The 23,037-nt window shown below is 68.5% G+C and carries 22 protein-coding genes; 12 read left to right on the top strand and 10 right to left on the bottom strand.

The genetic code is table 11. The features are described 5' to 3' along the window. Positions 1 to 8: 8 nt before the first annotated feature. Positions 9 to 437 (top strand): GNAT family N-acetyltransferase, encoded by a 429-nt coding sequence (locus ACXJJ3_RS18755; protein WP_458171476.1) that lies wholly within the window; start codon positions 9 to 11, stop codon positions 435 to 437. A 12-nt stretch (positions 438 to 449) separates the two neighbouring features. On the opposite strand, the gene ACXJJ3_RS18750 is transcribed toward ACXJJ3_RS18755, so the two are convergent. The 6 genes from ACXJJ3_RS18750 to ACXJJ3_RS18725 all read right to left on the bottom strand — a co-directional run bounded on the left by ACXJJ3_RS18750 (position 450) and on the right by ACXJJ3_RS18725 (position 5,434). Beyond that, positions 450 to 794, bottom strand: a complete 345-nt coding sequence (locus ACXJJ3_RS18750; protein WP_458171475.1) for a YciI family protein — start codon at positions 792 to 794, stop codon at positions 450 to 452. After that, positions 791 to 1,732: an aldo/keto reductase gene (locus ACXJJ3_RS18745; protein ID WP_458171474.1), complete on the bottom strand. Its 942-nt coding sequence runs from the start codon at positions 1,730 to 1,732 to the stop codon at positions 791 to 793. The genes ACXJJ3_RS18750 and ACXJJ3_RS18745 overlap by 4 nt, the downstream gene beginning before the upstream one ends. A gap of 128 nt (positions 1,733 to 1,860) precedes the next feature. After that, positions 1,861 to 2,994: a hypothetical protein gene (locus ACXJJ3_RS18740; RefSeq protein ID WP_458171909.1), complete on the bottom strand. Its 1,134-nt coding sequence runs from the start codon at positions 2,992 to 2,994 to the stop codon at positions 1,861 to 1,863. Beyond that, entirely contained in the window at positions 2,978 to 4,030 is a 1,053-nt protein-coding gene (locus ACXJJ3_RS18735) for a glycosyltransferase (RefSeq protein WP_458171473.1), read from the bottom strand. Before ACXJJ3_RS18735 ends, ACXJJ3_RS18740 begins: the two co-directional genes overlap by 17 nt. A gap of 205 nt (positions 4,031 to 4,235) precedes the next feature. Beyond that, on the bottom strand, positions 4,236 to 4,772 hold the full coding sequence (locus ACXJJ3_RS18730; protein WP_458171472.1) for a GrpB family protein: 537 nt from the start codon (positions 4,770 to 4,772) through the stop codon (positions 4,236 to 4,238). Further along, positions 4,769 to 5,434: a Pr6Pr family membrane protein gene (locus tag ACXJJ3_RS18725; RefSeq protein ID WP_458171471.1), complete on the bottom strand. Its 666-nt coding sequence runs from the start codon at positions 5,432 to 5,434 to the stop codon at positions 4,769 to 4,771. The genes ACXJJ3_RS18730 and ACXJJ3_RS18725 overlap by 4 nt, the downstream gene beginning before the upstream one ends. A gap of 139 nt (positions 5,435 to 5,573) precedes the next feature. Here ACXJJ3_RS18725 and ACXJJ3_RS18720 point away from each other — a divergent pair, with 139 nt between their 5' ends. Continuing rightward, positions 5,574 to 8,447, top strand: a complete 2,874-nt coding sequence (locus ACXJJ3_RS18720) for a S8 family serine peptidase (protein WP_458171470.1) — start codon at positions 5,574 to 5,576, stop codon at positions 8,445 to 8,447. Positions 8,448 to 8,486: 39 nt separating this feature from the next. On the opposite strand, the gene ACXJJ3_RS18715 is transcribed toward ACXJJ3_RS18720, so the two are convergent. Together ACXJJ3_RS18715 and ACXJJ3_RS18710 are read right to left on the bottom strand one after the other, a co-directional pair. Beyond that, a complete protein-coding gene (locus ACXJJ3_RS18715) occupies positions 8,487 to 9,152 on the bottom strand; it encodes a hypothetical protein (protein WP_458171468.1) in 666 nt (221 codons plus the stop codon). Further along, complete coding sequence (locus ACXJJ3_RS18710; RefSeq protein ID WP_458171467.1) at positions 9,149 to 9,646, bottom strand: SigE family RNA polymerase sigma factor; 498 nt, start codon at positions 9,644 to 9,646, stop codon at positions 9,149 to 9,151. Before ACXJJ3_RS18710 ends, ACXJJ3_RS18715 begins: the two co-directional genes overlap by 4 nt. A gap of 87 nt (positions 9,647 to 9,733) precedes the next feature. Between ACXJJ3_RS18710 and ACXJJ3_RS18705 the strand changes: the two genes are divergently transcribed. From ACXJJ3_RS18705 to ACXJJ3_RS18695, 3 genes are read left to right on the top strand one after another with little or no spacing between them, the layout of a single operon-like run. Continuing rightward, entirely contained in the window at positions 9,734 to 10,291 is a 558-nt protein-coding gene (locus ACXJJ3_RS18705) for a TetR/AcrR family transcriptional regulator (RefSeq protein WP_458171466.1), read from the top strand. Next, positions 10,288 to 10,425 (top strand): hypothetical protein, encoded by a 138-nt coding sequence (locus ACXJJ3_RS18700; protein WP_458171465.1) that lies wholly within the window; start codon positions 10,288 to 10,290, stop codon positions 10,423 to 10,425. The genes ACXJJ3_RS18705 and ACXJJ3_RS18700 overlap by 4 nt, the downstream gene beginning before the upstream one ends. Positions 10,426 to 10,485: 60 nt before the next feature. Next, positions 10,486 to 11,310: an LLM class F420-dependent oxidoreductase gene (locus ACXJJ3_RS18695; RefSeq protein ID WP_458171464.1), complete on the top strand. Its 825-nt coding sequence runs from the start codon at positions 10,486 to 10,488 to the stop codon at positions 11,308 to 11,310. A gap of 4 nt (positions 11,311 to 11,314) precedes the next feature. Here ACXJJ3_RS18695 and ACXJJ3_RS18690 read toward each other — a convergent pair whose 3' ends face one another. Further along, positions 11,315 to 11,890 carry an NAD(P)H-dependent oxidoreductase gene (locus ACXJJ3_RS18690; protein WP_458171463.1) on the bottom strand — a complete coding sequence of 192 codons (576 nt, stop codon included), beginning with the start codon at positions 11,888 to 11,890 and terminating at the stop codon, positions 11,315 to 11,317. A 5-nt stretch (positions 11,891 to 11,895) separates the two neighbouring features. Further along, the gene (locus ACXJJ3_RS18685; protein WP_458171462.1) at positions 11,896 to 12,900 is read right to left on the bottom strand and encodes a LacI family DNA-binding transcriptional regulator; all 1,005 of its coding nucleotides are present in this window, start codon (positions 12,898 to 12,900) and stop codon (positions 11,896 to 11,898) included. Between the two features lie 138 nt (positions 12,901 to 13,038). Between ACXJJ3_RS18685 and ACXJJ3_RS18680 the strand changes: the two genes are divergently transcribed. The 7 genes from ACXJJ3_RS18680 to ACXJJ3_RS18650 all read left to right on the top strand — a co-directional run bounded on the left by ACXJJ3_RS18680 (position 13,039) and on the right by ACXJJ3_RS18650 (position 23,037). Then, positions 13,039 to 14,340 (top strand): extracellular solute-binding protein, encoded by a 1,302-nt coding sequence (locus ACXJJ3_RS18680; protein WP_458171460.1) that lies wholly within the window; start codon positions 13,039 to 13,041, stop codon positions 14,338 to 14,340. Between the two features lie 5 nt (positions 14,341 to 14,345). After that, entirely contained in the window at positions 14,346 to 15,281 is a 936-nt protein-coding gene (locus ACXJJ3_RS18675) for a carbohydrate ABC transporter permease (RefSeq protein ID WP_458171459.1), read from the top strand. Next, positions 15,278 to 16,093 (top strand): carbohydrate ABC transporter permease, encoded by an 816-nt coding sequence (locus tag ACXJJ3_RS18670; RefSeq protein WP_458171458.1) that lies wholly within the window; start codon positions 15,278 to 15,280, stop codon positions 16,091 to 16,093. The genes ACXJJ3_RS18675 and ACXJJ3_RS18670 overlap by 4 nt, the downstream gene beginning before the upstream one ends. Continuing rightward, complete coding sequence (locus ACXJJ3_RS18665) at positions 16,090 to 17,553, top strand: hypothetical protein (RefSeq protein ID WP_458171457.1); 1,464 nt, start codon at positions 16,090 to 16,092, stop codon at positions 17,551 to 17,553. The genes ACXJJ3_RS18670 and ACXJJ3_RS18665 overlap by 4 nt, the downstream gene beginning before the upstream one ends. Further along, complete coding sequence (locus tag ACXJJ3_RS18660) at positions 17,550 to 19,583, top strand: beta-galactosidase (protein ID WP_458171456.1); 2,034 nt, start codon at positions 17,550 to 17,552, stop codon at positions 19,581 to 19,583. The genes ACXJJ3_RS18665 and ACXJJ3_RS18660 overlap by 4 nt, the downstream gene beginning before the upstream one ends. A 10-nt stretch (positions 19,584 to 19,593) precedes the next feature. Continuing rightward, positions 19,594 to 21,159 (top strand): malate synthase A, encoded by a 1,566-nt coding sequence (gene aceB, locus ACXJJ3_RS18655; RefSeq protein ID WP_458171455.1) that lies wholly within the window; start codon positions 19,594 to 19,596, stop codon positions 21,157 to 21,159. Between the two features lie 120 nt (positions 21,160 to 21,279). Further along, positions 21,280 to 23,037: a peptide ABC transporter substrate-binding protein gene (locus tag ACXJJ3_RS18650; RefSeq protein WP_458171454.1), complete on the top strand. Its 1,758-nt coding sequence runs from the start codon at positions 21,280 to 21,282 to the stop codon at positions 23,035 to 23,037.

Raw genomic sequence — 23,037 nt, 5'->3', positions numbered from 1 at the left:
CTAAGGGCATGCAGATCGATGCAATCCGGCCCGATGAGTACGACCGGGCGGCCGAGCTGTGGGAGGCGTCGGTCCGGGCGACGCACGACTTCGTCACCGAGGCGGACCTGGACGTGTTCCGGCCGCTGGTGCGGGCGTCGTTCGGGGCGATCGCGCAGCTCGCGGGGCTCCGGGAGGACGGCCGGCTGATCGGGTTCGTCGGGGTCGAGGACGGGAACGTCGAGATGCTGTTCCTGGACCCGTCGTACCGCGGCCGCGGCGGCGGGAGCCTGCTGCTGCGGCACGCGTTCACGGAGTTCGCCGCGACGTCCGTTGACGTCAACGAGCAGAACCCGCAGGCCATCGGCTTCTACGAACACCACGGCTTCCACGTGGTGTCCCGGACCGACCACGACTCCACCGGCAAGCCGTACCCGATCCTGCACCTGGAGCGTTAGCCGCCTGAGTCGCTAGCCGGCGATCTCGAGGATGTCGATCGGGGTGTACGGGTCGGCCTCGGCGAAGCGGAGGGCCCACTGGACGGCCTCCTCCTTCGAGTCGACGCGGATGATCGAGACGCCGGCGACCAGCTCCTTGGTCTCCGCGAACGGCCCGTCGATCACCCGCGGCTGACCCGGCGCCGGGAACGTCACCCGGGCGCCGCGTGAGCTCGGCATCAGGCCCTCGCCGAGCACCAGCACACCGGCCTGGCGCATCTCCTCCAGCACCGCGTCGGCGCGCTCCAGGATCTCCGGGTCGGGCGGGTTCCCGGCTTCCAGGTTGTCGTTGGTCTTGTGCAGCAGCATGTACCTCATAGCGCAGACCTTAGTGCGGTCCAGAACGGTTCCGGGATGCTCGACGCGTGCCACGCCGCCACCTCGGCGATCTCCCGCGGGCTGCGCGCCCCGACCACCACGGCCGGTACGGCGGGATGCCGCAACGGGAACTGCAGAGCGGCGGCCAGCAGCGGTACGTCGTACGCCCGGCAGACCTCCCGCAGTACGGCGATCCGCCGCAGCACGTCCCGCGGGACCCGCGCGTACCCGTGCGGCGCGCCGTTCGCGGTGTCCGCGAGTACCCCGCCCTGGAACACCCCGGCCGCCAGCACCGCCACGCCGTACTTCCGGCACAACGGCAGCAACTCGTCCGCGCCGGACTGGTCGAGCAGCGTGTACCGCCCGGCCAGCATCACGAGGTCCGGCCCGCCGTCGGTCTCCCGGAGAAACCGTGCGGCGACGTCGGCGTGGTTGACACCGAGCGAGATCGCCCGGATCGTGCCGCGTCCACGCAGCTCGTACAGCGCGCGGAACGTGTCGGTCGACGCGCCCAGCTCGGGATCGTGGATGTGCAGCACGTCGATCCGGTCGATCCCCATCCGCTCCAGACTCGCCTCGAACGAGCGGATCGTGCCCGCGTACGAGTAGTCCAGCCGCGGCCCGACCCCGGCCGGCGGCTCCGCCCAGATCGGCTGCAGATCCGGTCCGCCCGGCTCGATCAGCCGGCCGACCTTCGTACACAGCACGAACGTGTCTCTTGGACGCCCGCGCAACGCCAGGCCGGCGCGCTGCTCAGACAGCCCGTACCCGTAGACCGGGGCGGTGTCGAACAGCCGTACGCCCAGCTCCCAGGCGCGGTCGATCGTCGCCACCGCCTGCTGCTGCGGAACCGCCGCGAACATCCCACCGACGGACGCGAGCCCCAACCCCAGCTCGCTGACCCGCAACCCCGTCCGCCCCAGCTCCACCGTCCGCATGCTGCGGAGGTTAGACGCTTCCACCGACAAGGCGCGGACCGCGAGGCCATCACAATCGACCGCTCCGCGCGTGTTCCCGCCTGCGGCCGCCGGCCGCGAGTGATTGTGATGGCCTGGGGATCCGCCTTTTACAACCGAAGTGTGCCCGGAGCGTAGTAACTCTCCGGTTCGTCGCACAGCGGCGCGTCGGTGAGGTCGCCCAGCAGGATGGCGTGACCCTTGGCGATCGCGGGCTCGAGGTACTCGTGGCCGGGCAGGTCGGCGACCGCCGTACGGCAGCCGAGCGCCATCCCCTCGAAGAGCGCCGTCGTCGACACGCCGACCTGGTACGTCGCGGTCGCGAGCAGGTCGAGCGTGCTTCCGCCGGTCGACAGCTGGACGCCGGGCGGGACCGTGTAGTCGGCGGGGCGTTCGCTCGGGTGCAGGCGGTACAGGACCTCCAGCTCCGGATGCTGCTGCGCGATCGCCCCGGCCGTGCGGACGAGCTCGGCGCCGATCGTGCCCTGGGAAAGCACGACCACCCGGTTCGTCTTCGGCCCGGGCGCCGGGAGGAACGGGGCGCCGGTGACCTTCGTACGCATCCCGGCGGGCAGGTCCGCGACCTCGGTCCAGTACGACCCGAAGCACCACAGCTCGTCCGGCTGATCCGCGACCTCCGGCCGGCCCGGATAGCTGTACCCGAGGTGGAACGGGCTGATCGCGCCGTGCTGCAGCTCGACCACCCGGATCCCGAGATCGCGGGCCGCGCCAACGATGTGCTGGTGGAAGTACGCGACCACGCAATACACGGTCTCGATCCGGTGCTTCTTCAGCAGCGCGCGGTAGAGCGCCCGCAGCCGTTGGTGTTTCGGCACCTCACGGCTCAGCAGTGCGCCGATCGGGACCCGGATACCGGTGAGTTTCTCCAGCGCCTTCTGGACGCCGCGGTCGTCGGCGGTCCGGCCGTGCACCGCGCCCGCCGCCGACGTGAAGAAGTCCAGGTTCTTGCTGCCGTCCAGCGGTACGCCGTTGATCCCGGAGTCCAGGATCAGCGCGCGGTCGCCGAGCAGCGCCCGGAGCTCGTCGGTGTAGATCTCGACACCGTTCGGTTTCCGCGGGTGCGGGACGACCAGCGCGTCGTACCGGCCGGGGAACGGGTTCCGGGTCACCACGCCGGCCACGTGCCGCGCGACCAGGGCCGCCTTGTCGTACCGGGTCCGGCGTACCGGATGCGGAGCGCCGTGGATGCCGCTGCGGCGGGTCAGCTCATGGAAGACGCGCATCCGGATGATCGGCCAGGGATGCATCCCCCTCAGCTGCCAGGTCAGCAGCCCCAGGTCGCTCTCCACCGTCCAGATCGCCCGGCACAGCTCCGCCACCGTCGGCCGAACCGTGCCGTTCCCGGTACTCGTCATGGTTGATCCCAACTATCCCGGCGAGACTACCGACGCCCGAGAAGAACCGGCGGACTGCCTTCAGCAGGTGCGTCTTCCGCCCGAGCAACAGCCCGGCGAGGGCGAGCCCGAACGCCGAGACCACCCGGGCCGAAGCATAGGCCAGCACGAGTACGTAGCTGACCGCGCCCGGGCGGATCAGCAACCGGCTGATCGTGTCGCCGCTCCCCGACCGGAACGCCCGCCGGACCAGCCAGCGCAACGTGGTCCGCCCCGCCGGGACGTCCTCGGCGATCCACGCCTCCTCGCACCACACGATCCGGAACCCCGCGCGGTGCACCCGCAGGAAGAAGTGCAGGTCGCTGGAGCCGGTGTAGCGGAACGCGGGATGGAACCCGGGCGTGACCGCGTGGTACACCCGGCGGCTGACCAGCGTGTTGTTCGTGTACGCCTTCTTCAACTCCTCGCCGGTGGTGTGCCGGCCGGTCGAGTCGTGGACGTCGCTGTACTGGTTCCACGGTGGGGCGCCGTCCGGGAGATTGCCCTTCACCGGACCGGTGACGACGTCGGCACCGGTCGTCTCCCACGCCTTCAGCAGCGTCGCCAGCCACCCCGGCGGGGCCACCTCGTCGTCGTCCACGAAGATCAGCGCGTCGTCGTTCCAGCACAACTCCACGGACCGCTCCCGCGCGAAGGGGATCCCCGGCTCCGCTTCCACCACCGACTCGATCGGGTACGGCGTACCCTCCCCGAACTCCTCCAGCACCCGCGCCGCCGACCCGTCCGCGTCGTTGTCCACCACCACGATCCGGATCGCGTAATCTCCGCCCGCCGGCAACTCCTGCGCCTGCAAACTCGTCAACAACCCCCGCAACAGAGCAGGTCGCCTGAAGGTAATCACCGCAATGGCGACGCAGGTGCTCATGGCGCCCGAGACTATCGGTCCCCACCAGCATCCACCCAGTCACCAAGCGTGCCGCCCCCTCCCATGTGTGCTTCCCCACGCGACCCAACCGCCGGAGGGCCGCGGGCGCGCGCGTATACCCAGGTTGGGGAGGATCCTGTCCCGCTCCGGGCCAAAATCCTCCCCAAGCAGCCGAGGCCGAACAACCCGACCAGCGCAGCGTCGGTCAGGCGTCGGACGGCCCCGGCTCCCAGCCGGTGTGCTGGGCCCAGGCGTCGGCCCGTTGGATGGTTTGCCAGAACCAGGGCAGCTTGCCGTCGGTGTACGCCGCGCGGTTGGTGGGGTGGGCGGCGGCCAGTTCGCGTTTCAGGTGTTCGTACGGCGGGAGTTCGGCGGGGTGGGTGCGTAGGTAGTCGCGGAGCAGCAGTGGGAACTGTTGGGAGAAGCTGCCCAGCTTCCGGACGTGGATGTGGGTGCGCGGGCTGCCGGGTGGTTCGCGGAAGTAGCGCTTGGTGCGTTCGGGGTTGTCGGGGCGGTAGACGTAGCCGAGTGCCAGCAGCGGGTCCCGGAACGGCGCTACCGGTTCCAGTGCGGCGACCGAGATCTGGAGGTCGATGACCGGCTTCGCGGCGAGATCCGGTACGGCGGTGGAGCCGATGTGGTCGATCCGCAGCGCGACATCGCCGAGGGCAGCCCGCAGTACCCGGCCGAGCTCGGCGAAGCGCTGGGGCCAGGCCTCGTCGTACGGCTCGATGGTGATCACGAGCGGGCGGGGAGCCTCGTGTCGAGGGTCTTGAGGAGGGCGGCGAGCAGGAGGCCGAGGACCAGTACGAGGGTGGCATTGCGGAGGGCGGTGGGTAGGCCGAGGTCCGTCACGTCCAGGAACGGGTACGGGTACCAGTGGGTGAATGCGCCCTGCGTGAAGATGTAGACGAGCCAGGCGAGCGGCCACACGAACGCCAGACCGACCGCCCGCCAAGTCAAGCGCGGGCGTGGTCCCAGGACGAGCCAGGCGGCGAGTGTTGTCCACGGGGAGATGTAGTGGAAACCGATCGTTGCCGCCAGCGCCCAGCCGGTGAGGTGGACCTGCGGCGCGAGGACGATTGCGAACACCAGGCCGGTGATGACGATCCCGAGCAGCGAGTCCAGGCGGGCCACGCCCCAGAACGCGCCGTCCCGGGTAGGGCGCAGCACCAGGCCGGCAGCTACCGCGAGCACGATCAGGTTGCTCTGGATCGTGAAGAAGCTGAACAGCCGCCACAGCCGCGTTCCGAGCCCGACCGCGGCGCCGCTGTCGCCGGAGTTCGCGTCCGCGCCGCCGGTGAAGATCAGCACCAGTTGGATGACCAGCGAGGCCAGGATCACCGCCGCGATCGCTCCGTGCCACCACCGTGAGACTGCTGCAGTTCTGGATCGATCCGCCACCTTCCCCAGTGTGCAGGCCTCGAATCGGTCACGGCGGGACGACAGGCCGGTCGGTTCTGTAACGCCGGAGGGCCTCCCAACGATTTAGGACCAGACCGATTGTGGTCTTTCCGCCCTGTCGAGGTCCTGGGGGTTTGTGGTGTTCAGTAAGCGTTTGCTGCGGCTGGTGCTGCCTGCGGCGATGATTGCGGGTGGCGTGGTGGTGGTCACCGGGTCGAGTGGGTCGGCGGTGCAGCCGCGGCCTTATCGGCCGCCGTTCGCGGCGGGGAAGCATGCGGGGGAGTACGACGCGCACTCCGTGATGGTGAAGTTCAAGCCGAAGGCGACGGCGGCGAACCGGCGGGCCGCGGTGTCGCGGTACGGCGCGACCGCCGAGGACCCAGTGGCGTCGAATGCGGTGAAGCTGACCAGCGACCTGCCGGCGACTGACCTGCTCAAGAAGGTCAAGGCCGACCCGACGGTCGAGCTCGCCTCGCTGAACTACAAGCGTTACATCTCGGCCGTCCCGAACGACGAGTACTACGCCAGCGACCAGAAGACATACCTGAACACCGTCCGCGTCCCGCAGGCGTGGGACCTGTCGAAGTCGACCGGGAGCCAGATCGTCGCGGTCCTCGACACGGGCGTGGACGCCGGGCATCCGGACCTCGCCGGGCACCTGGTGCCGGGGTACAACGCGGTCTCCAGCACCCGGCCGAACCCGGTCGACGACCACGGGCACGGCACCATGACGCTCGGCATCATCGCCGCGGCCGCGAACAACGGCGTCGGCGTCGCGGGCGTCGGCTGGAACGTGAAGGCGATGCCGGTCAAGGTCCTCGCCTCCGACGGCGGCGGGTACGACGCCGACATTGCCGAAGGCATCGACTGGGCGGTTGCCCACGGCGCCAAGGTGATCAACATGTCCCTCGGCGGCCCGGACGACAACGCGGTGCTGCACGACGCGGTCAAGCGCGCGTACGCCAAGGGTGTCACCGTGGTCGTCGCCGCAGGCAACGACGGGAACGACGCCCTGCAGTACCCGGCGGCGTACCCCGAGGCGATCGCGGTCGGCGCGACCGACGCCGCCGGTGCGTTGACCGACTTCAGCTCGTACGGCGACTGGGTCGACATCGCGGCGCCGGGCTGGGACATCCTGAGCACCGGCTCCCGCGCGCTGACCCCGCCCGGGTATGAGCCGTACTGGTACTGCACCGGCACGTCCTGCTCCGCGCCGATCGTCGCGGGCATCGCCGCGCTGGTACGGAACAAGTGGCCGACCTTCACCCCCGCCCAGGTAGCCCAGCGCCTCGAGACCCTCGCCCGCGACGCCGGCCCCCGCGGCATCGACCCGTACTACGGCCACGGCATCGTCGACGCGTACGCCGCCCTCGGCGGCAAGTGGACCGCGGACTTCCCGGTCGCCGCCCCGGACGGCAACGACCAGCCCGCGCGGGCGACCACGCTGACCCCCGGTACCACGGTCAGCGGCACGATCGGCACCGAAGGCGAGACGGACTGGTACCGGGTGCCGACGCCCGCCCAGGCGGTCCAGGTGATCCTGACCGGGCCCGAGTTCAACGGGGACGCGTACTCGGCGAACTTCGGCCCGCAGATCGAGCTGTACGACGCGAACCTCTACGGGATCGGCTCCGCCTCGAAGCCGTACCCCGACATCGATCCGAGAACCGACCGGCCGATCTGGGCCGCGCAGGTGGCCAAGACCACCACCGCGACGCCGTCCGTGGACGGCGACGTCTACATCGCGGTCCGCAACACCAACGGGGCGCGGGTCACCCGGCCGTACACGCTGAACGTCAGCCTCGGCGGCACCGTCAACCCGGGTCCGCTTCCGCTGTATCCGGTCCGGGACGTGGTGCCCGCCGACCTCAGCGTGAACGCGACGGCGACGGCCACCCCAACCGTGACGTTCGCGCACGCGATGAACCCCGACACGATCACAGCGAGCACCGTCCAGCTGCTGAACGGGAAGACCGGAGCGGTGGTTCCGAGCACGCTGACGGCGTACGACGCGGACACCCAGAGCGTCACCATCAAGTCGACGGCGCCGTTGCTGGAGGCAACGCCGTACCGCGTGCTGGTCAAGGGTGTCCGGGAGTTCAGCGCCAGTGCCGACCTTCCGCAGTGGAGCAGTGTGTTCTCGACGGTTGATCTGGTGCCGCAGAAGCTGACTGCGTTCAGTGGTAGTGGTGCTTACCTCGCGGCGAATCTGGCGTGGACGATTCCGCCGACGCCGGATCTCGACCAGGTGATCGTGCGGCGGAACGTCGGGAGCAAGGCGCCGACGCCGACGACCGGGACGTTGGTGTACGCCGGGACCGGGACGTCGGTGAAGAACACCGGGCTGGCGCAGAACACGACGTACACGTACGGCGCCTGGGTGCTCGACCGGACGGGGCACTACAGTCCGATCGCGGTGAAGCAGCTTCTGGGGATGAAGTCGGGGATTGCGACGACGTCGACGTTGGTGACGTACGGCGGGGCGATCACGATCAAGGGGAGCACCCTGCGGATCGACAACAAGGCGTACGCCGGGTTGCCGGTGAACGTGTACGTGCGGCCCAAGACGTCGTCGAAGTTCACGTTGCTGGCGGCGGCGAAGACGACGTCGACCGGGACGTTGTCCGTGGTGACGAAGCCGGCCGTGTCGTCGGTGTACATGCTGACGTTCCCGGGGAACGCCGACCTGATGGGGACGCGGACCGCCGACATCACCGTCCAGGTGGCTCCGTCGATGTCCGCGGTGCTGTCGCCGGCGGCGATCAAGCTCGGGAAGACGACCGCGTTCAGCGGATACGTCGCACCGGCGCACGCGGGCAAGCCGGTCTACCTGCAGCAGTACGGCAACAAGGTGTGGAAGTCGATCGCGTCGGTGAAGCTGAGCTCGTCCGGCAAGTACGCGTTCGGCATCCGTCCGGCCCTCCGCGGCAAGATCGCCTACCGCGTCTGGTTCCCGGCCGACGCCGACCACGCGACGGCGTACACGGTGAACAAGATCGTCACCGTCAGCTGATCACGACCGGCTGGGGAGGGCTGCCTCCCCAGCCGGTTGCTATTTCAGTTCGACCGTCCAGGGCCCACTGCGGAGGACGGTCCAGTTCGCGGTGGGGCTCAGGGCGACGGTGAACTCCGTGTAGAGCTGGTAGTCGCCCGGCGTCAGCGGGGTCTGGGCGGTGCCGCAGTGCTGGAGCGGCACCGGGATGGCCAGCGTCTCGCGGGCGCCGGCCGCGAGTACCAACTGGAGGGCGTTGGCGGTGATCGCCCCCGTCTTGGCGACCACGGTGCCGTGCTTGACGACGATCACGCGGACCGCGCTCGCGGTGGACCCGTTGACAGCGGTGCGCGACTCGTTGGTCAGTACGCCGGACACCCGCCCGTACGGGCCCGCCCGCACGATCCGCTGCTCGGCGATGGTCACCCGCAGCGGCGACTCGGCCGGATGCTGACCGGTCAGAGCCGCGCCGCAGTCCTTCGGGAACGGCACCGGGGCGTTCGTCACCGGGGCGGTCGCGGCCGGCGCATCGCCGGGGCGGACCGCCCAGACGAGCGCGGACACCACGGCCACTGCGCTCACCGCGCCCGCGACGGCGGCGATCCGGACCGCCCGGGTACGGCGCCGGGCGATACGGCGCACGACCGCCTCCTCGGCGAGATCGACCGTCTCGCTCCCTTCGGCGGCTGCGCTGCGTAGCAGGTCGCGTAGGTCGTCAGAAGTCATCGGACACTCTCCTCACTCGTGCCGAGCAGACCGGCGAGGTTCGCTCTCGCGTCGGACAGGTGGCGCTTCACGGTTCCTTCGGTGCACCCGAGTTGGTCGGCGATCTCGGGCACGGTGAGGTCCTCGTAGTACCGCAGGACGACACAGGCCCGCTGTCTCGGCGCCAACGTGCCGAGTGCTCGCCGTACTTCGTCCGCGACGGCGAACCGGTCGTCGTCGTGGATCGGCGGGTCGACCAGCAGGTGCCTGGTCGCGTTCCATCGCAGTAGCCGTCGGCGCCCGTCGACGTACTGGTTGAGCATCGAGCGCCGAACGTACCCCTCGAGTTGGTCGATGTCGCCGCCGCTCCGCAGTCGCCCCAGCACCCGGACCAATGCGTCCTGCAGCAGGTCGCTCGCCGTACTCGCGTCGCTGGTCAGCAGGTACGCGTACGCGCGCAGTGCGCCGCCCCGCGCCGCCAGCAACTCCCGCAGGTCCTGTTCCCAGCCGGTCATCGGCACCGTCCTTCCTCCACACCCAGGACGATCGGCGCGACCGAAACGTTGAGCCGGGGTTCCTGTACCTCTCGGTACAGTGTGGGGGTGGAGACGGTCGAGCGGTTGATTCGCAGTACTCAGGAGTTGCTCTGGGAGCGGGGGTACGTCGGGACCTCGCCGAAGGCGGTGCAGCGGCTGGCGGGGGCCGGGCAAGGGAGCATGTATCACCACTTCGCGGGGAAGGCCGAGTTGGCGAAGGTGGCGATCGAGCGGTCCGGGGCGGAGTTGCGGGAGGCCGCCGAGGGGCAGTTGGGGAGCGACGGTACGGCGGAGGCGCGGATCGTGGGGTATCTGACCCGCGAGCGGGACGTGCTCAAGGGGTGCCGGATCGGGCGGCTCGCGGCGGATCCGGAGGTGGTGGCGGATCCGGTACTGCGGGAACCGGTCGCGGAGACGTTCGCGTGGCTGCAGCAGCGGCTGGCCGAGGTGGTTGCCGAGGGCAAACGTGATGGCGAGTATCCGGAGTCGCTCGACCCGGAGCGGACCGCGGCGACGATCGCCGCCGTACTGCAGGGTGGGTACGTGCTCGCCCGTGCGGCCGGTTCGCGGGAGCCGTTCGACCGTGCCGTTCAGGGACTGATCGACCTGCTGGAGGCGAAATGAAGATCGGTGCGGTGTTCCCGCAGCTCGAGATCGGGGCGGATCCGGCGGTCGTCCGGGAGTGGACGACGACGGTCGAGGCGGCCGGGTACAACCATGCGCTCGCGTACGACCACGTGCCAGGACCTGTCTGGTAGTCCAGCGCCTACTGCGGGGCGCTCGGCACGGCAGCTCGGCGCACGGGTGCAAAGGGAACGATGCTCCGCATCGACCCCTTCGCCCCCGCGCGCCGAGCTACCGCACCGAGCACCTCCTCGCTACGGCGCTGGACTACCAGACAGGTCCTAGGCGCGGACCCGGCGAACCGGCCGGGGTGGACCGGGTACACCGACAAGTCCTTGTTCCACGAGGTTTTCGTGCTGTTCGGGTACATGGCCGCGATCACCACGACGCTCGAACTGGTCACTGGCGTCCTCGTCCTCCCGCAGCGGCAGACCGCGCTGGTCGCGAAGCAGGCCGCGGAGGTCGACCTGCTGAGCGGCGGCCGGTTGCGGCTCGGTGTCGGGATCGGGTGGAACCAGGTCGAGTACGACGCGCTCGGCGTACCGTTCGAGAAGCGTGGGGCCCGCCTGAGTCAGCAGGTCGACCTGTTGCGGAAGCTGTGGGCCGAGCCGGTCATCTCGTACGACGGAACGTTCGACCACGTCGAGGAGGCGGGCCTGAATCCGTTGCCGGGCCGGCGGATCCCGATCTGGTTCGGCGGCGGCGCGGACGCCGTACTGCGGCGCACCGGGCGGATCGGCGACGGGTGGATGCCGCAGTCCGCGCCGGACGACACCGCCCGCCGGCAGATCGCGCTGATTCGGCAAGCGGCCGAGGACGCCGGCCGCGATCCACAATCCGTCGGCATCGAGGCCCGCCTGACGCTCGGCGCCGTACCCGAGCAGGACTGGCGCGCGTTCGCGGACGCCTGGCGCGAACTGGGCGCGACCCACCTGTGCGTCAACACGATGAACATGGGCCTCGCGAAGCCCGAGGACCACGCCCGAGTCCTCCGTGAGGTCCTGCCGAAACTCACCTAGCGGTTCAGATCGAGTGCGCGAGCGCGGCCGCCTGCGCCAGGTGCTCGGCCTGGAGAGCGTCGTCGCGCAGGACAGTACCGCCGAAGACGACGAACTCGCTCGACTGCGCCCGCCGGCCGATGCGGTCGGTCAGCATCGTGGTCTTCATCGCCTGGTAGCACCCAGACGCGGCCAGTTCGTCGACGGTGTACCCGGCCGTGCACATCACCAGTGCCTTCCGGGCCGGGCGTACGCCGGTCGGCTTGTGGGCGAAGCCGACCGTCCACACCCGGTCGAACCAGCCCTTCAGCCGGGCGGGGCAGTCGGCCCACCACACCGGATAGAGGCACGCCCAGACGTCCGCGGCGGCGAGCTTGGCCTGCTCGGCGGCGACGTCGTCCGGCACGCGGGCGTCCGGTGCGCGGCCGGTTTCCCGCTCGTACTCCGCCAGTGTGAGCTCGGAGCGAAACTCCATCGCGTAGAGGTCCGAGACTGTGTACGTGTGGCCGGCAGAGTGGAGGCCGGCCACGAAGGCGTCGAAGATCTCGCGGGTGAAGCTTTGCGCGCTGGGGTGCGCGTAGACGAGGTGGACCTGGGACATGCGAGTCAGTGGCGGTTGGCGGTGGTACCGCGGATGGCCAGTGGGCAGGGGAGCGTGATCACCTCGGTGGGGCGGTCGGGGTCGGCGATGCGGTGGCGGAGGAGCTGGATGCCCTTCTCGACGATGCTGTGGACGGGTTGGTCCACCGAGGTCAGGTCGAACGACTCCCAGGCGGCCATCTCGGTATTGTCGAAGCCGACCACCCAGACGTCGTCGGGGACCCGGGCCCCACACGCGCGAGCACCGTCCAGGATGCCGAACGCGAGCAGGTCCGTGACGGTGTAGATCGCCGTCGGCGGCTTCTTCCGGGACAGCAGCTTGACCGCGGCCGCGTGGCCGGCGGAGTGCGGTACGTCGACCGAGACGACGTTGCTCGGCTTGATCTTCACGCCGGCGTCGGCGAGCGCGGCCCGGAAGCCGAGGTCGCGGTCGCGGGACGTGCTCCCGGTGTGGGTGAGTGTCACCAGGCCGATGTCCGTGTGCCCGTGGCCGACCAGGTACTGGCCGGCGTCGTACGCGCCCTGGTAGTTGTCGCCGACGACCTGGTCGCAGTCGAGTCCGTCGATGCCGCGGTGCAGCAGCACCGTCGGTGTCCCGGAGGCGAGCGCCATCGTGTGCAGCGTCGAGTCGTACGTCGCCGACGTGAGCAGGAACCCGTCGACGAGCCGTTGCTGGAGGACCTCGGCGATCGCCTCCTCCGGGTCGTGCTCGATGTTCCACAGGATCATGTGCTGGCCCATCGAGCTCAGCACCCGGCCGATCTCGTCCAGCAGCTCCGCGTGGAACGGGCTGGTCACCCGGGTCATGAACACGCCGATGGTGTCGGTGCGCCCGGTCTTCATCGCCCGGGCCAGTGCGTTCGGCTTGTAGTTCGCGTCCTTCAGCACCTGCAGGACCCGTGCCCGGGTCTCGGCGTTGACCTTCGGGTTGTTGGTCAGCACCCGCGACACGGTCGCCTGCGACACCCCAGCCAGCCGTGCCAGATCGCGGCTCGTCGGTGGTCGTGACATCTCCGCCTCCCCTCGTCCGAGGTGTGAACACTACTGAAGAGTGTTACCACAGCCCGTTGACCACGCCGGAACCGGTGTGTATACGTATTCAATGCCTGAGTGTATACGTATTCATCCCTCCGTGGATGGGAGATTCCGGTGCAGACACATCTTCCGTACCTGAACCGCCGCAGGTTTCTCGCCGGACTGACGGGACTCACAGCTGCCGGCCTCCTGGCCGGCTGTGGTGGTAACGGCAACGCAAGCAGTGGTGGCAAGAAAGGCCTGACGTTCCTCAACTGGGAGCAGGTCAAGGGCAACCCGCTGGAGCAGGCGATCCAGGCGTTCGAGAAGCAGTCCGGGACGCAGGTGACGATCCAGCCCGCGGTCACCCAGGAGTACGACACCAAGATGCGCACGCTGATCGCCGGCGGCAGTCCGCCGGACGTGATGCGGATCAACGACGACTTCGTCCGCGGCTTCTCGGAGCAGGGCGCGCTGCTCGACCTGCAGCCGTACATCGACAAGGACAAGCTGGACACGTCCCAGTTCGCCAAGGAGACGTTCGAGTTCCCGAAGCAGCCGGACGGCTCGCACACCGCGTGGGTCCTCGGGTACGAGCCGCGGCTGATCTTCTACAACGTCGACCTGTTCAAGGCGGCCGGCGTACCGCTACCGCCGACCACCTGGTCGTCGGACGGCTGGACCTGGTCCGACTTCGAGGCGAAGGCGAAGAAGCTCACCGACCCGGCGAAGCAGCAGTACGGCGCGCTCGTCTACCTGGACACCGGCTACGAGCAGACGTTCACGGTGAACCACGGCAGCCAGACGGGCATCTTCTCCCAGGACGGTACGCAGTTCACGCTGCCGGGCCAGAAGGAGTCCGAGGCGCTGCAGTGGGCGACCGACCTGACCTGCAAGGACAAGGTGCAGCCGCCGTGGTCCGTGCTGCAGCAGGACAACGTGCAGAACCAGATGTTCGCGCAGGGCAAGATCGCGATGATGTTCGCGACGTTCGGCACGGTGCCGTACATGCGGCAGACGATCAAGGACTTCACCTGGGACGTCGCTCCACCGCCTGGTGACGTGGAGCAGAAGACCGAGTCCAGCGTGATCGTGTTCTGCGTCCCGAAGAAGGCGAAGAACCCGGACGCGGCCTGGAACCTGCTGAAGTACCTCGCCAGTGAGGACGGCGGCAAGATCCTGCTCCAGGGCGGCGCGTTCACGCCGATCAACCTGAAGGCCGCCGCCGAGCTGGCGCCGAACGGCAAGTCCCCGGCGCACATCGGCTTGTTCGCCGAGGCGGCCAAGCACCTGACCGCGACCAACCAGACCAAGAACACGATCGGCGCGCGCGAGCTGTACAGGCCCGCGCTGGACACGGCCTACAACTGCGAGAAGCCGGTCGCCGACGTGCTCCAGCAGATCAAGCCACAGGTGGAGAACGCCTTGAAGGGTTGAGGTCGATGGCAACCATCACGATGGCGCGCGACACCGCCCGCACGGTGCAGCAGGCCGACCTCCGGCGGGCGCGGCGCAAGCGGAACCTCACCGGCTGGCTGTTCATCAGCCCGATCGTGGTCGGCGTGGTGGCGTTCCAGTTCTTCCCGATCCTGGTCTCGATCGGCGCCTCGCTGACCGACTGGAACGGCATCTCGGCACCGAAGTTCGTCGGGCTGAAGAACTTCACCGAGATGTTCAGCGACGATCCGCTGTTCCTGCAGACGTTCAAGAACACCGTCTACTTCACGCTAGCGAGCATCCCGCTGACGATCGGGATCGGCCTGGTGCTGGCGATGCTGTGCGCCCGCCCGATCAAGGGTGTCGCGTTCTTCCGGACCGCGTACTTCGCGCCGTACGTGACGAACGTGGTGGCGATCGGGTTCGTCTGGTTCTGGTTCTTCCAGCCCGACAACGGCGTGATCAACGGGCTGCTCGGCCAGCTCGGGATCCACGGCCCGCAATGGCTGTCGAGCTCGAGCTGGGCGATGCCGGCGGTGATCATGGTCAGCGTCTGGCAGGGCATCGGCTACCCGATGATCATCCTGCTGGCCGGCCTGCAGGGCCTGCCGAACGAGTACTACGAGTCCGCGAAGATCGACGGTGCGGGAAACTGGCAACGGTTCCGGTTCGTCACGCTGCCGCTGCTGACGCCGCACTTCCTGTTCCTGCTGATCACGCAGTTCATCACGTCGTTCCAGGTGTTCGGCCTGATCTACGTGATGACCAAGGGCGGGCCCGGGCATGCGACCAGCGTCTACATCTTCAACATTTACCAGAACGCGTTCAGCTACGGGAAGGTCGGCTACGCCTCGGCGATGGCGTGGATCCTGTTCGTGGTGATCGCGGCCGTCACCTACCTGCAGTGGAAGCTGCAGAAGAGGTGGGTGTTCTACACATGAGAATCGTCTCGAAGACATCGCAGTACGTCGTGATGTCCTTGTTCGCCGTCGTTTTCCTCGCGCCGCTGGTGTGGATGATCAGCGCGTCGCTGCGGCCGGAGGCGAAGGTGCTGAGCGTGCCGCCGAAGTTCCTGCCGACCGACGCGCACTGGGACAACTACCGGCAGGTGTTCGAGCTGATCCCGGTGTTCCTCTGGAACAGCGTGAAGCTCGCCGGGCTGAACGTGATCGGCATCCTGATCGTCGCGTCGATGGCCGGCTACGCGTTCGCGCGGCTGAGGTTCGCCGGCCGGGACGCCGCGTTCATGGTGCTGCTGGCCACCTCGATCATCCCCGGAATCGCCTATTTGATCCCGCAGTACATCGTTTTCCGGCAGATCGGGTGGGTGGACACGCAGTACCCGCTGTGGGTGCCGAAGGTGCTGACGCCGGTGTTCGCGACGTTCCTGATGCGGCAGTCCTTCCTGACCGTGCCGCAGGAGCTCGAGGACGCGGGCAAGATCGACGGCGCGTCGACGTTCGGCATCTACTGGCGGATCATGCTGCCGCAGACCAAGCCGGCGCTGGCCGCGATCGGGGTGTTCACGTTCCTGGAGTCCTGGAACGACCTGTTCGGCCCGCTGATCTACATCAACTCCGAGAACCTGCAGACATTGCCGGTGGCGCTCGCCCAGTTCCAGGGCGAGTACTTCACCCAGATCAGTCTGCTGATGTGCGGTGCGACGGTGTCCGTCGTACCGGTGATCGCTGTCTTCCTCTTTGCGCAGCGCTATTTCATCCAGGGCATCACGATGACAGGAATGAAGGGGTGAGCACCGTGCCGGACCGGCTCGTTGCCATGCAGATCGGAGCCATCTCGTTCGTCGACGAAGGTGTCGACCGGACGCTCGACATCCTGGCCGAACGCGGCGCGGTGAACGCGCTGTTCCTGGCCACGCCGACCTGGACCCGGGGGACCGGCGGCCGGCAGATCCCCGGGCACCCGATCCCGGACCACGGCGGCCAGGAGTACGACCTCGGCTGGGTCGGCGGGAACTACGCGACGCCGCACCCGGAGTACTACGGCAACACCGTCCTCGGCTCGGCCGGCCGGGCGCCCGAACACCCGGAGCTGGACCTGCTCGCGGAGGTGATCCCGAAGGCCCGCGAGCGCGGCATGCAGTCGTTCGCGTGGATGGAGGAGAGCGGCGGCGCCCGGCAGCTGCGGACCTACCCGAACTTCGCCAAGGTGCTCGAGGTGGACGCCTGGAACCGGCCCGGCCGCCGGCCGTGCTTCAACAACCCGGACTACCGGAACTGGCATCTCGGCTTCGTCGAGGACTACGTGCAGAGCTACGAGCTGGACGGGCTCGCCTGGTGTTCGGAGCGGCCCGGTCCGCTCAACCTGCTGATGCAGAGTACGCCGGACGTCGCCGAGATCGGCTGCTTCTGCCGGCACTGCCGCGCGATCGGGACCGAACGCGGGATCGACGTGAACCGGGCGATGCAGGGGTACCGCGAACTCGTCGACTGGAACCAGCGGGTCGGTGCCGGCGAGCGGCCGGTGGACGGCGCGTTCGTGGCGTTCTGGCGGATCCTGCTGACCTTCCCCGAGGTGCTGGCCTGGCAGACGCTCTGGACCGAGAGTCAGCGGCAGCTGTACCGGGACATCTACGGCGTGACGAAAGCGATTTCCCCGGAGGTGCAGGTCGGCTGGCACGTCTACCACAACATCTCGTTCAGCCCGTTCTATCGCGCCGACCAGGACTACGCGGAGATGGCGAAGTTCTCCGACTTCATCAAGGTGGTGATCTACAACAACTGCGCCGGGCCGCGGTTCTTCACCTGGGTGAAGAGCATCTGCGGCGCGCTGTTCGCGGACGCCGAACCCGAGGACGTGTACCCGTTGATGATGAAGCTCCTGCAGCTCGACGAGGGCGACTACGAGAAGCTGCCGCAGGCCGGTTTCACCTCGGAGTACGTACGGCGGGAGACCGCGCGGGCGGTCGCCGGGGTCGGCGGGCAGAGCCGGATCTACCCGGGCATCGACATCGACATCCCGGTCGGGGTCGCGAAGCAGCGCGGGCTGGAGTCGCCGCGGGACCTCGGGACCAAGATCAACTGGGACGACAACGAGGGTGAGCTGACCCGGTGCACCCGCGAGTCTGTGCGGGACGCGACGCTGGCCGCGTTCGCCGGCGGCGCCGAGGGCGTCGTCCTGAGCCGGAAATACTCGGAAATGCTGCTGGAAAACCTTTCCGGCGCCGGTGACGCGGTCCGGGGCATCGCGTGAAGCCCTGGTACCGCAGGACCTTGCGCTGGGCGCAGACCAACCTCACCGAGAAGGACCCCGCTCGGTACGACGCCGAGTGGTGGCGCGAGCAGTGGCGGCGGACGAACGTGCAGGGCGTGATCGTCAACGCCGGCGGGATCGTCGCTTACTACCCGAGCAGGTACGAGCTGCAGCACCGCGCGGAGTACCTCGGGGACCGCGACCTGTACGGCGAGATCGTTGGCCTCGCCAAGGAAGACGGGCTGACCGTGCTCGCCCGGATGGACTCCAACCGCGCGCATCAACCGTTGTACGACGCACACCCGGACTGGTTCGCGATCGATGCCGACGGCAACCCGTACCGGGCCGGCGAGCTGTACGTCGCCTGCGTCACCGGACCGTACTACCGGGAGTTCCTGACCGGGATCCTCGAGGAGATCATCGAGCGGACCGCGCCGGACGGGCTCACCGACAACAGCTGGAGCGGCCTCGGCCGGGAGTCGATCTGCTACTGCGCGAACTGCCGGGAAAGCTTCGGTCAGAAACTTCCGAACACGGTTTCCTGGTCTGATCCGGTGTACAAGCAGTGGATCCGCTGGAGCTACGAACGCCGGCTCGACGTCTGGGACCTGAACAACTCCGTGACGACGACGGTGGGCGGACCGGACTGCCTGTGGATCGGCATGAACGGCGGTGACCTGGTCTCCCAGAGCAAACGCCTGCGGAACGACGCGGAGATCTGCAACCGCGCGCAGATCTTCATGCTGGACTCCCAATGGCGGCACGAGGAATCCGGTTTCCAGGCGAACGCCGACTCCGGCAAACGGCTGCACGGGATGCTCGGCTGGGACACGCTGATCCCGGAGAGCACGGCGATGTACGACGCGGGCACGCCGACGTTCCGGCTCGGGAGCAAGCCGGAGCCGGAGGCGCGGATGTGGGCGCTCGAGGGCTGGGCCGGCGGCATCCAGCCGTGGTGGCATCACATCGGGTCGGTGCACGAGGACCGGCGGCAGTACGCGACGGCGGGGCCGCTGTTCGCGGAGCACGCGGCGTACGAGGAGTTCCTGGTCGATCGGGAGCCGGTGGCGACGGTCGGGCTGCTGTGGAGTCAGCTGAGCGTCGACTTCCATGGGAAGGACGAGCCGGTCGAGGTGAGCCAGCTGCCCTATCAAGGGTGGGCGGATGCGCTGATCAGGGCGCGGATTCCATACTTGCCGACAGCTGAGGTGGATGAGCGGTTCGACGTTCTGGTGGTGCCCAACGTCGGGGTGTTGACGGACGAGCAGTGCGCGCAGTTGGAGGCGTACGTCGCGGCCGGCAAGAAGCTGGTCGTGAGTGGGGAGTCGGGGCTGTACGACGCGTGGGGCGATCGGCGGGATCGCTGGGCCTTGGGCGAGTTGCTCGGAGTACGGCACCAGGGCAAGCGGTTCGGGGACGGATCGGTGGGCGACTGGGAGACGTACGACTCGCACAGCTACCTGCGGATCGAGGACCGCGACGTGTTCGACGGGGACACCGATGTGCTGCCGTTCGGCGGGCAGTTGGAGGTGGTGGAGACCGATGCCCGGAAGGCGCTCACCTGGATCCCGCCGTTCCCGATCTACCCGCCGGAGAAGTCCTGGATGGCGGAGCCGCGGACCGACGTACCGGCGCTGGTGCTCGGCGAGCGGACGGCGTACCTGGCGGCCGACGTCGACCGGCTGTACGCGAAGCACCACCACCCGGACCACGGGCGGTTGCTGGCGAGCCTGGTCCGCCACGACGGGATCCCGCTGCGCGTCGACGGTCCCGGCGTACTCGACTGCCAGCTGTACCGGCAGGGCGACCGGCACGTCCTGCACCTGGTCAACCTCGACCAGGGCGGCGCCTGGCGCGGCCGGCTGGAGGAGCTCACGCCCGCAGGTCCGTTCGCGGTGTCGCTCAGGGTGAACGCGTCCCGCGCCCGCCTGCTCGTCTCACGGCGGACGGCGGACGTGCAGCAGCACGACGGCTGGATTACGGTGCTGGTATACCGAATCACCGACCACGAGATCGTAGTTCTGGAGTAAGGAGCCCCCAGTGTCAGTCGACGTCACCGGCCCGCTGCACGAGCGGTACGACGAGATCCTCAGCGAGCGGGCGCTCGGCCTGATCGAGACACTGCACCGGGCGTACGACGCGCGCCGGCGGGAACTGCTGGGGCGGCGTGCCGAGCGGATCGCGGCGATCGCGGCCGGGACGGAGCTGGGGTTCCTGCCCGAGACGCAGCAGATCCGCGACGACCCGGAGTGGCGGGTGGCGCCGCCCGCTCCGGGGATCGTCGACCGCCGGGTCGAGATCACCGGGCCGACCGACCGGAAGATGACGATCAACGCGCTGAACTCCGGCGCGAAGGTCTGGCTGGCCGACCAGGAGGACGCGAACACGCCGACCTGGGAGAACGTCGTCGGCGGCCAGCTGAACCTGCTGGACGCGATCACCCGGAAGATCGACTTCAGCACCGGCACGAAGAGCTACGCGCTGAAGCCGGACGCCGAGCTGGCGACGATCGTGGTCCGCCCGCGCGGCTGGCACCTGCCCGAGAAGCACATCCTGGTGGACGGCTCGCCCACCTCGGGATCGCTGGTCGACTTCGCGCTGTACTTCGCGGCCTGCGCGCAGCTGCAGCTCGACCGCGGCCAAGGCCCGTACTTCTACCTGCCGAAGATGGAGTCGCACCTCGAGGCACGGCTGTGGAACGACGTGTTCGTGACCGCGCAGGAGGCGCTCGGGATCCCGCGCGGCACGATCCGGGCGACGGTCCTGATCGAGACCTACCCGGCGGCGTTCGAGATGGAGGAGATCCTCTACGAGCTCCGCGAGCACTCGGCCGGCCTGAACGCGGGCCGCTGGGACTACATGTTCAGCGTGATCAAGACGCACCGCACCAGCGGCAAGGCCTTCCAGCTGCCGGACCGCAACAGCGTGACGATGACCGTGCCGTTCATGCGCGCGTACACCGAGCTGCTGGTGCGGACCTGCCACAAGCGCGGCGCGCACGCGATCGGCGGCATGGCGGCGTTCATCCCGAGCAAGGACCCGGCGGTGAACGAGCAGGCGTTCGCGAAGGTCGAGGCGGACAAGACACGCGAGGCCGACGACGGGTTCGACGGCTCCTGGGTCGCGCACCCGGGCATGGTCGACACCTGCCGGAAGGTGTTCGACTCGGTCCTCGGCGACCGCCCGAACCAGATCGACAAGCTCCGCGAGGACGTCTCCGTGACCGCGGAGCAGCTGCTCGACGTCGCCGCCACACCCGGCGAGGTCACCGAGGCGGGGCTGCGCAACAACGTCAGCGTCGCGCTGCAGTACCTCGCGGTCTGGCTCGACGGGACCGGTGCGGTCGGCATCTTCAACCTGATGGAGGACGCCGCCACCGCCGAGATCTCCCGGTCCCAGATCTGGCAGTGGCGCCGCAACGAGGTCACGCTCGACACCGGCGACACGGTCAGCACCGAGCTGGTCGAGCGGATCGCCGACGAGGAGATCGGCAAGCTCGGGGACCCGGCCCGGTACGCCGCCGCCCGGTCGCTGTTCCTCGAGGTCGCGCTGGCCGACGAGTACGTCGACTTCCTGACACTACCGGCGTACGACAGCTTCAGCTGAATAATTACGGTTAGGGCCGTAAAGCGTTGACTCCGACGCTTTACGGCCCTACGGTCGCGCCATAAGTCGAGTTCAGGACGCCAGAAAGGCGGCACTCCCTTGGCTAACAGCGCGCCCCCTGTGGGCCAGACCCGGCGTGATTTCCTCCGGCTGTCCGGCCTGACGCTTGCCGCGATCGGTGGCAGTTGGTCCTTGACCGGCTGTGGACTGTTCGGTGACGACAGCAAGGCCTCGGACGGCAAGTCCACGTTGACGATCGACTACGTTCCGGTCGAAGTGCTGGATCCACAGGTGATCACCAACGGCATGTGGATCCTCAGTCGCGGGATCTCCGAGGGCCTGGTCACCCAGAACGAGAAGGGCGATGCGGTCGTACCCGGTGTCGCCAGCGAGTGGAAGATCGCCGACGACCACCTGACGTACACGTTCACGCTACGCGACAACGCCCAGTGGTCGAACGGCAAACCGGTCGTCGCGCAGGACTTCGAGCGGACGTACAAGCGGCTGTTCACCCCGGCCGGCGGCTCGGCCGGCGGTACGACGCTCGGCGCGAACAGCTACCAGACCGCCACCGGGATCAAGGGCGCGCAGGACTTCCTGTCCGGCGTCCTGACCGACTGGTCGAAGGTCGGCGTCAAGGCGACCGGTGACCACGAGCTCGTCCTCACGCTCGGCAACCCGAACCCGGACTTCCTGCTCGCCCTCACGCATCCGGCGATGCTTCCGTTGCCGATGGACCTCGTCGAGAGCAAGCCGAAGGACTGGCAGAACCCACCGAACTACGTGTCCAACGGCCCGTACACGGTCAGCGAGTGGGTCACGAACTCGCGGCTGATCCTGGTACCTAACGAGAAGTACTGGGACCACGGCAACGTCAAGCTCAGCCGGATCCAGGTGAATCTGGTCGAGCCGAGCGCGGCCGCGACCGCCACCGTGCCGTACGAGAACGGCGAGACCGACCTCGTCCAGCTCGCCGGACCCGACGTACTGCGGTTCCAGAAGAGCGAGTCGTTGTCGAAGGAGCTCAAGCAGACCGAGAACTACAGCATCCTGTACCTCGCGAAGCTTCGCAGCCAGCACAAGGCGATGGACGACGTCCGCGTCCGCAAGGCCCTGTCGTTGGCGCTCGACCGCAAGACACTGGCCGGCGTACAACCCGGTCAGCAGCCGGGCGTCTCGCTGGTGACCAGCCGGACCGCGGGCTGGGACGACAGCATCGCGATCAAGGAGGACGTCGGCGAGGCGAAGCAGCTGCTCGCGCAGGCCGGGTACCCGAACGGGCAGGGCCTGCCGCCGATCCGGTTGCTGGTCGGCGTACCGGACACGACGCTCGCGGACGCGATCGTGGACAGCTGGAAGAGGCAGCTCGGGATCAAGGCGCTCGTCGACCACGTCGAGGCCGGTGTGTATACCGAGCGCCGGTGGGAGGTGCAGAAGGGCGACTACATCGGCTTCTACTACGGTACGTTCGCCGGACTGCCGACCTGGCCGACGATGGTCGGTTCGCTCTGGTCGCCGCAGAACGTCCAGGAGATCAGCCTGTCGAGCGACCAGTGGCAGAAGTACCAGGCCGTGCAGGACGACAAGAAGATGACGCCTGCTGCCAAGACCGCTCAGCTGAAGGCGATCCGGACCGGGTTCGCGGCCAAGCCGGCGTTGGAGATCGGCGCGCTGGTCGACCAGGCTGCGGCCGAGTCCGACGACGCGAAGCGGCTCGCGCTGTACAAGCAGGCGGCCAAGCTGCGCGAGGAGCAGTACCTGTACCTGCCCGTGCTCTGGCAGAGCCTGTTCCACGCGGTCAAGCCGAAGGTGCACGGCCTGCAACTGCGGGCGTATCCGGACTACTTCTACCTCAAGCCGCTGAGCGTGGTGAGCTGA

The sequence above is a fragment of the Kribbella sp. WER1 genome, from assembly GCF_054189145.1.
Note: the sequence above shows the minus strand (reverse complement) of the source record. Positions and strands in the feature narration are given on the sequence as shown.

Coding starts and splice junctions, on each gene's coding strand:
- ACXJJ3_RS18685 (WP_458171462.1), bottom strand. CDS start 12,900: ATGTCACGACCACCGACGAGCCGCGATCTGGCACGGCTGGCTGGGGTG.
- ACXJJ3_RS18745 (WP_458171474.1), bottom strand. CDS start 1,732: ATGCGGACGGTGGAGCTGGGGCGGACGGGGTTGCGGGTCAGCGAGCTG.
- ACXJJ3_RS18755 (WP_458171476.1), top strand. CDS start 9: ATGCAGATCGATGCAATCCGGCCCGATGAGTACGACCGGGCGGCCGAG.
- ACXJJ3_RS18750 (WP_458171475.1), bottom strand. CDS start 794: ATGAGGTACATGCTGCTGCACAAGACCAACGACAACCTGGAAGCCGGG.
- ACXJJ3_RS18715 (WP_458171468.1), bottom strand. CDS start 9,152: ATGACTTCTGACGACCTACGCGACCTGCTACGCAGCGCAGCCGCCGAA.
- ACXJJ3_RS18675 (WP_458171459.1), top strand. CDS start 14,346: ATGGCAACCATCACGATGGCGCGCGACACCGCCCGCACGGTGCAGCAG.
- ACXJJ3_RS18695 (WP_458171464.1), top strand. CDS start 10,486: ATGCTCCGCATCGACCCCTTCGCCCCCGCGCGCCGAGCTACCGCACCG.
- ACXJJ3_RS18690 (WP_458171463.1), bottom strand. CDS start 11,890: ATGTCCCAGGTCCACCTCGTCTACGCGCACCCCAGCGCGCAAAGCTTC.
- ACXJJ3_RS18700 (WP_458171465.1), top strand. CDS start 10,288: ATGAAGATCGGTGCGGTGTTCCCGCAGCTCGAGATCGGGGCGGATCCG.
- ACXJJ3_RS18740 (WP_458171909.1), bottom strand. CDS start 2,994: ATGCGCGTCTTCCATGAGCTGACCCGCCGCAGCGGCATCCACGGCGCT.
- ACXJJ3_RS18670 (WP_458171458.1), top strand. CDS start 15,278: ATGAGAATCGTCTCGAAGACATCGCAGTACGTCGTGATGTCCTTGTTC.
- ACXJJ3_RS18710 (WP_458171467.1), bottom strand. CDS start 9,646: ATGACCGGCTGGGAACAGGACCTGCGGGAGTTGCTGGCGGCGCGGGGC.
- ACXJJ3_RS18735 (WP_458171473.1), bottom strand. CDS start 4,030: ATGAGCACCTGCGTCGCCATTGCGGTGATTACCTTCAGGCGACCTGCT.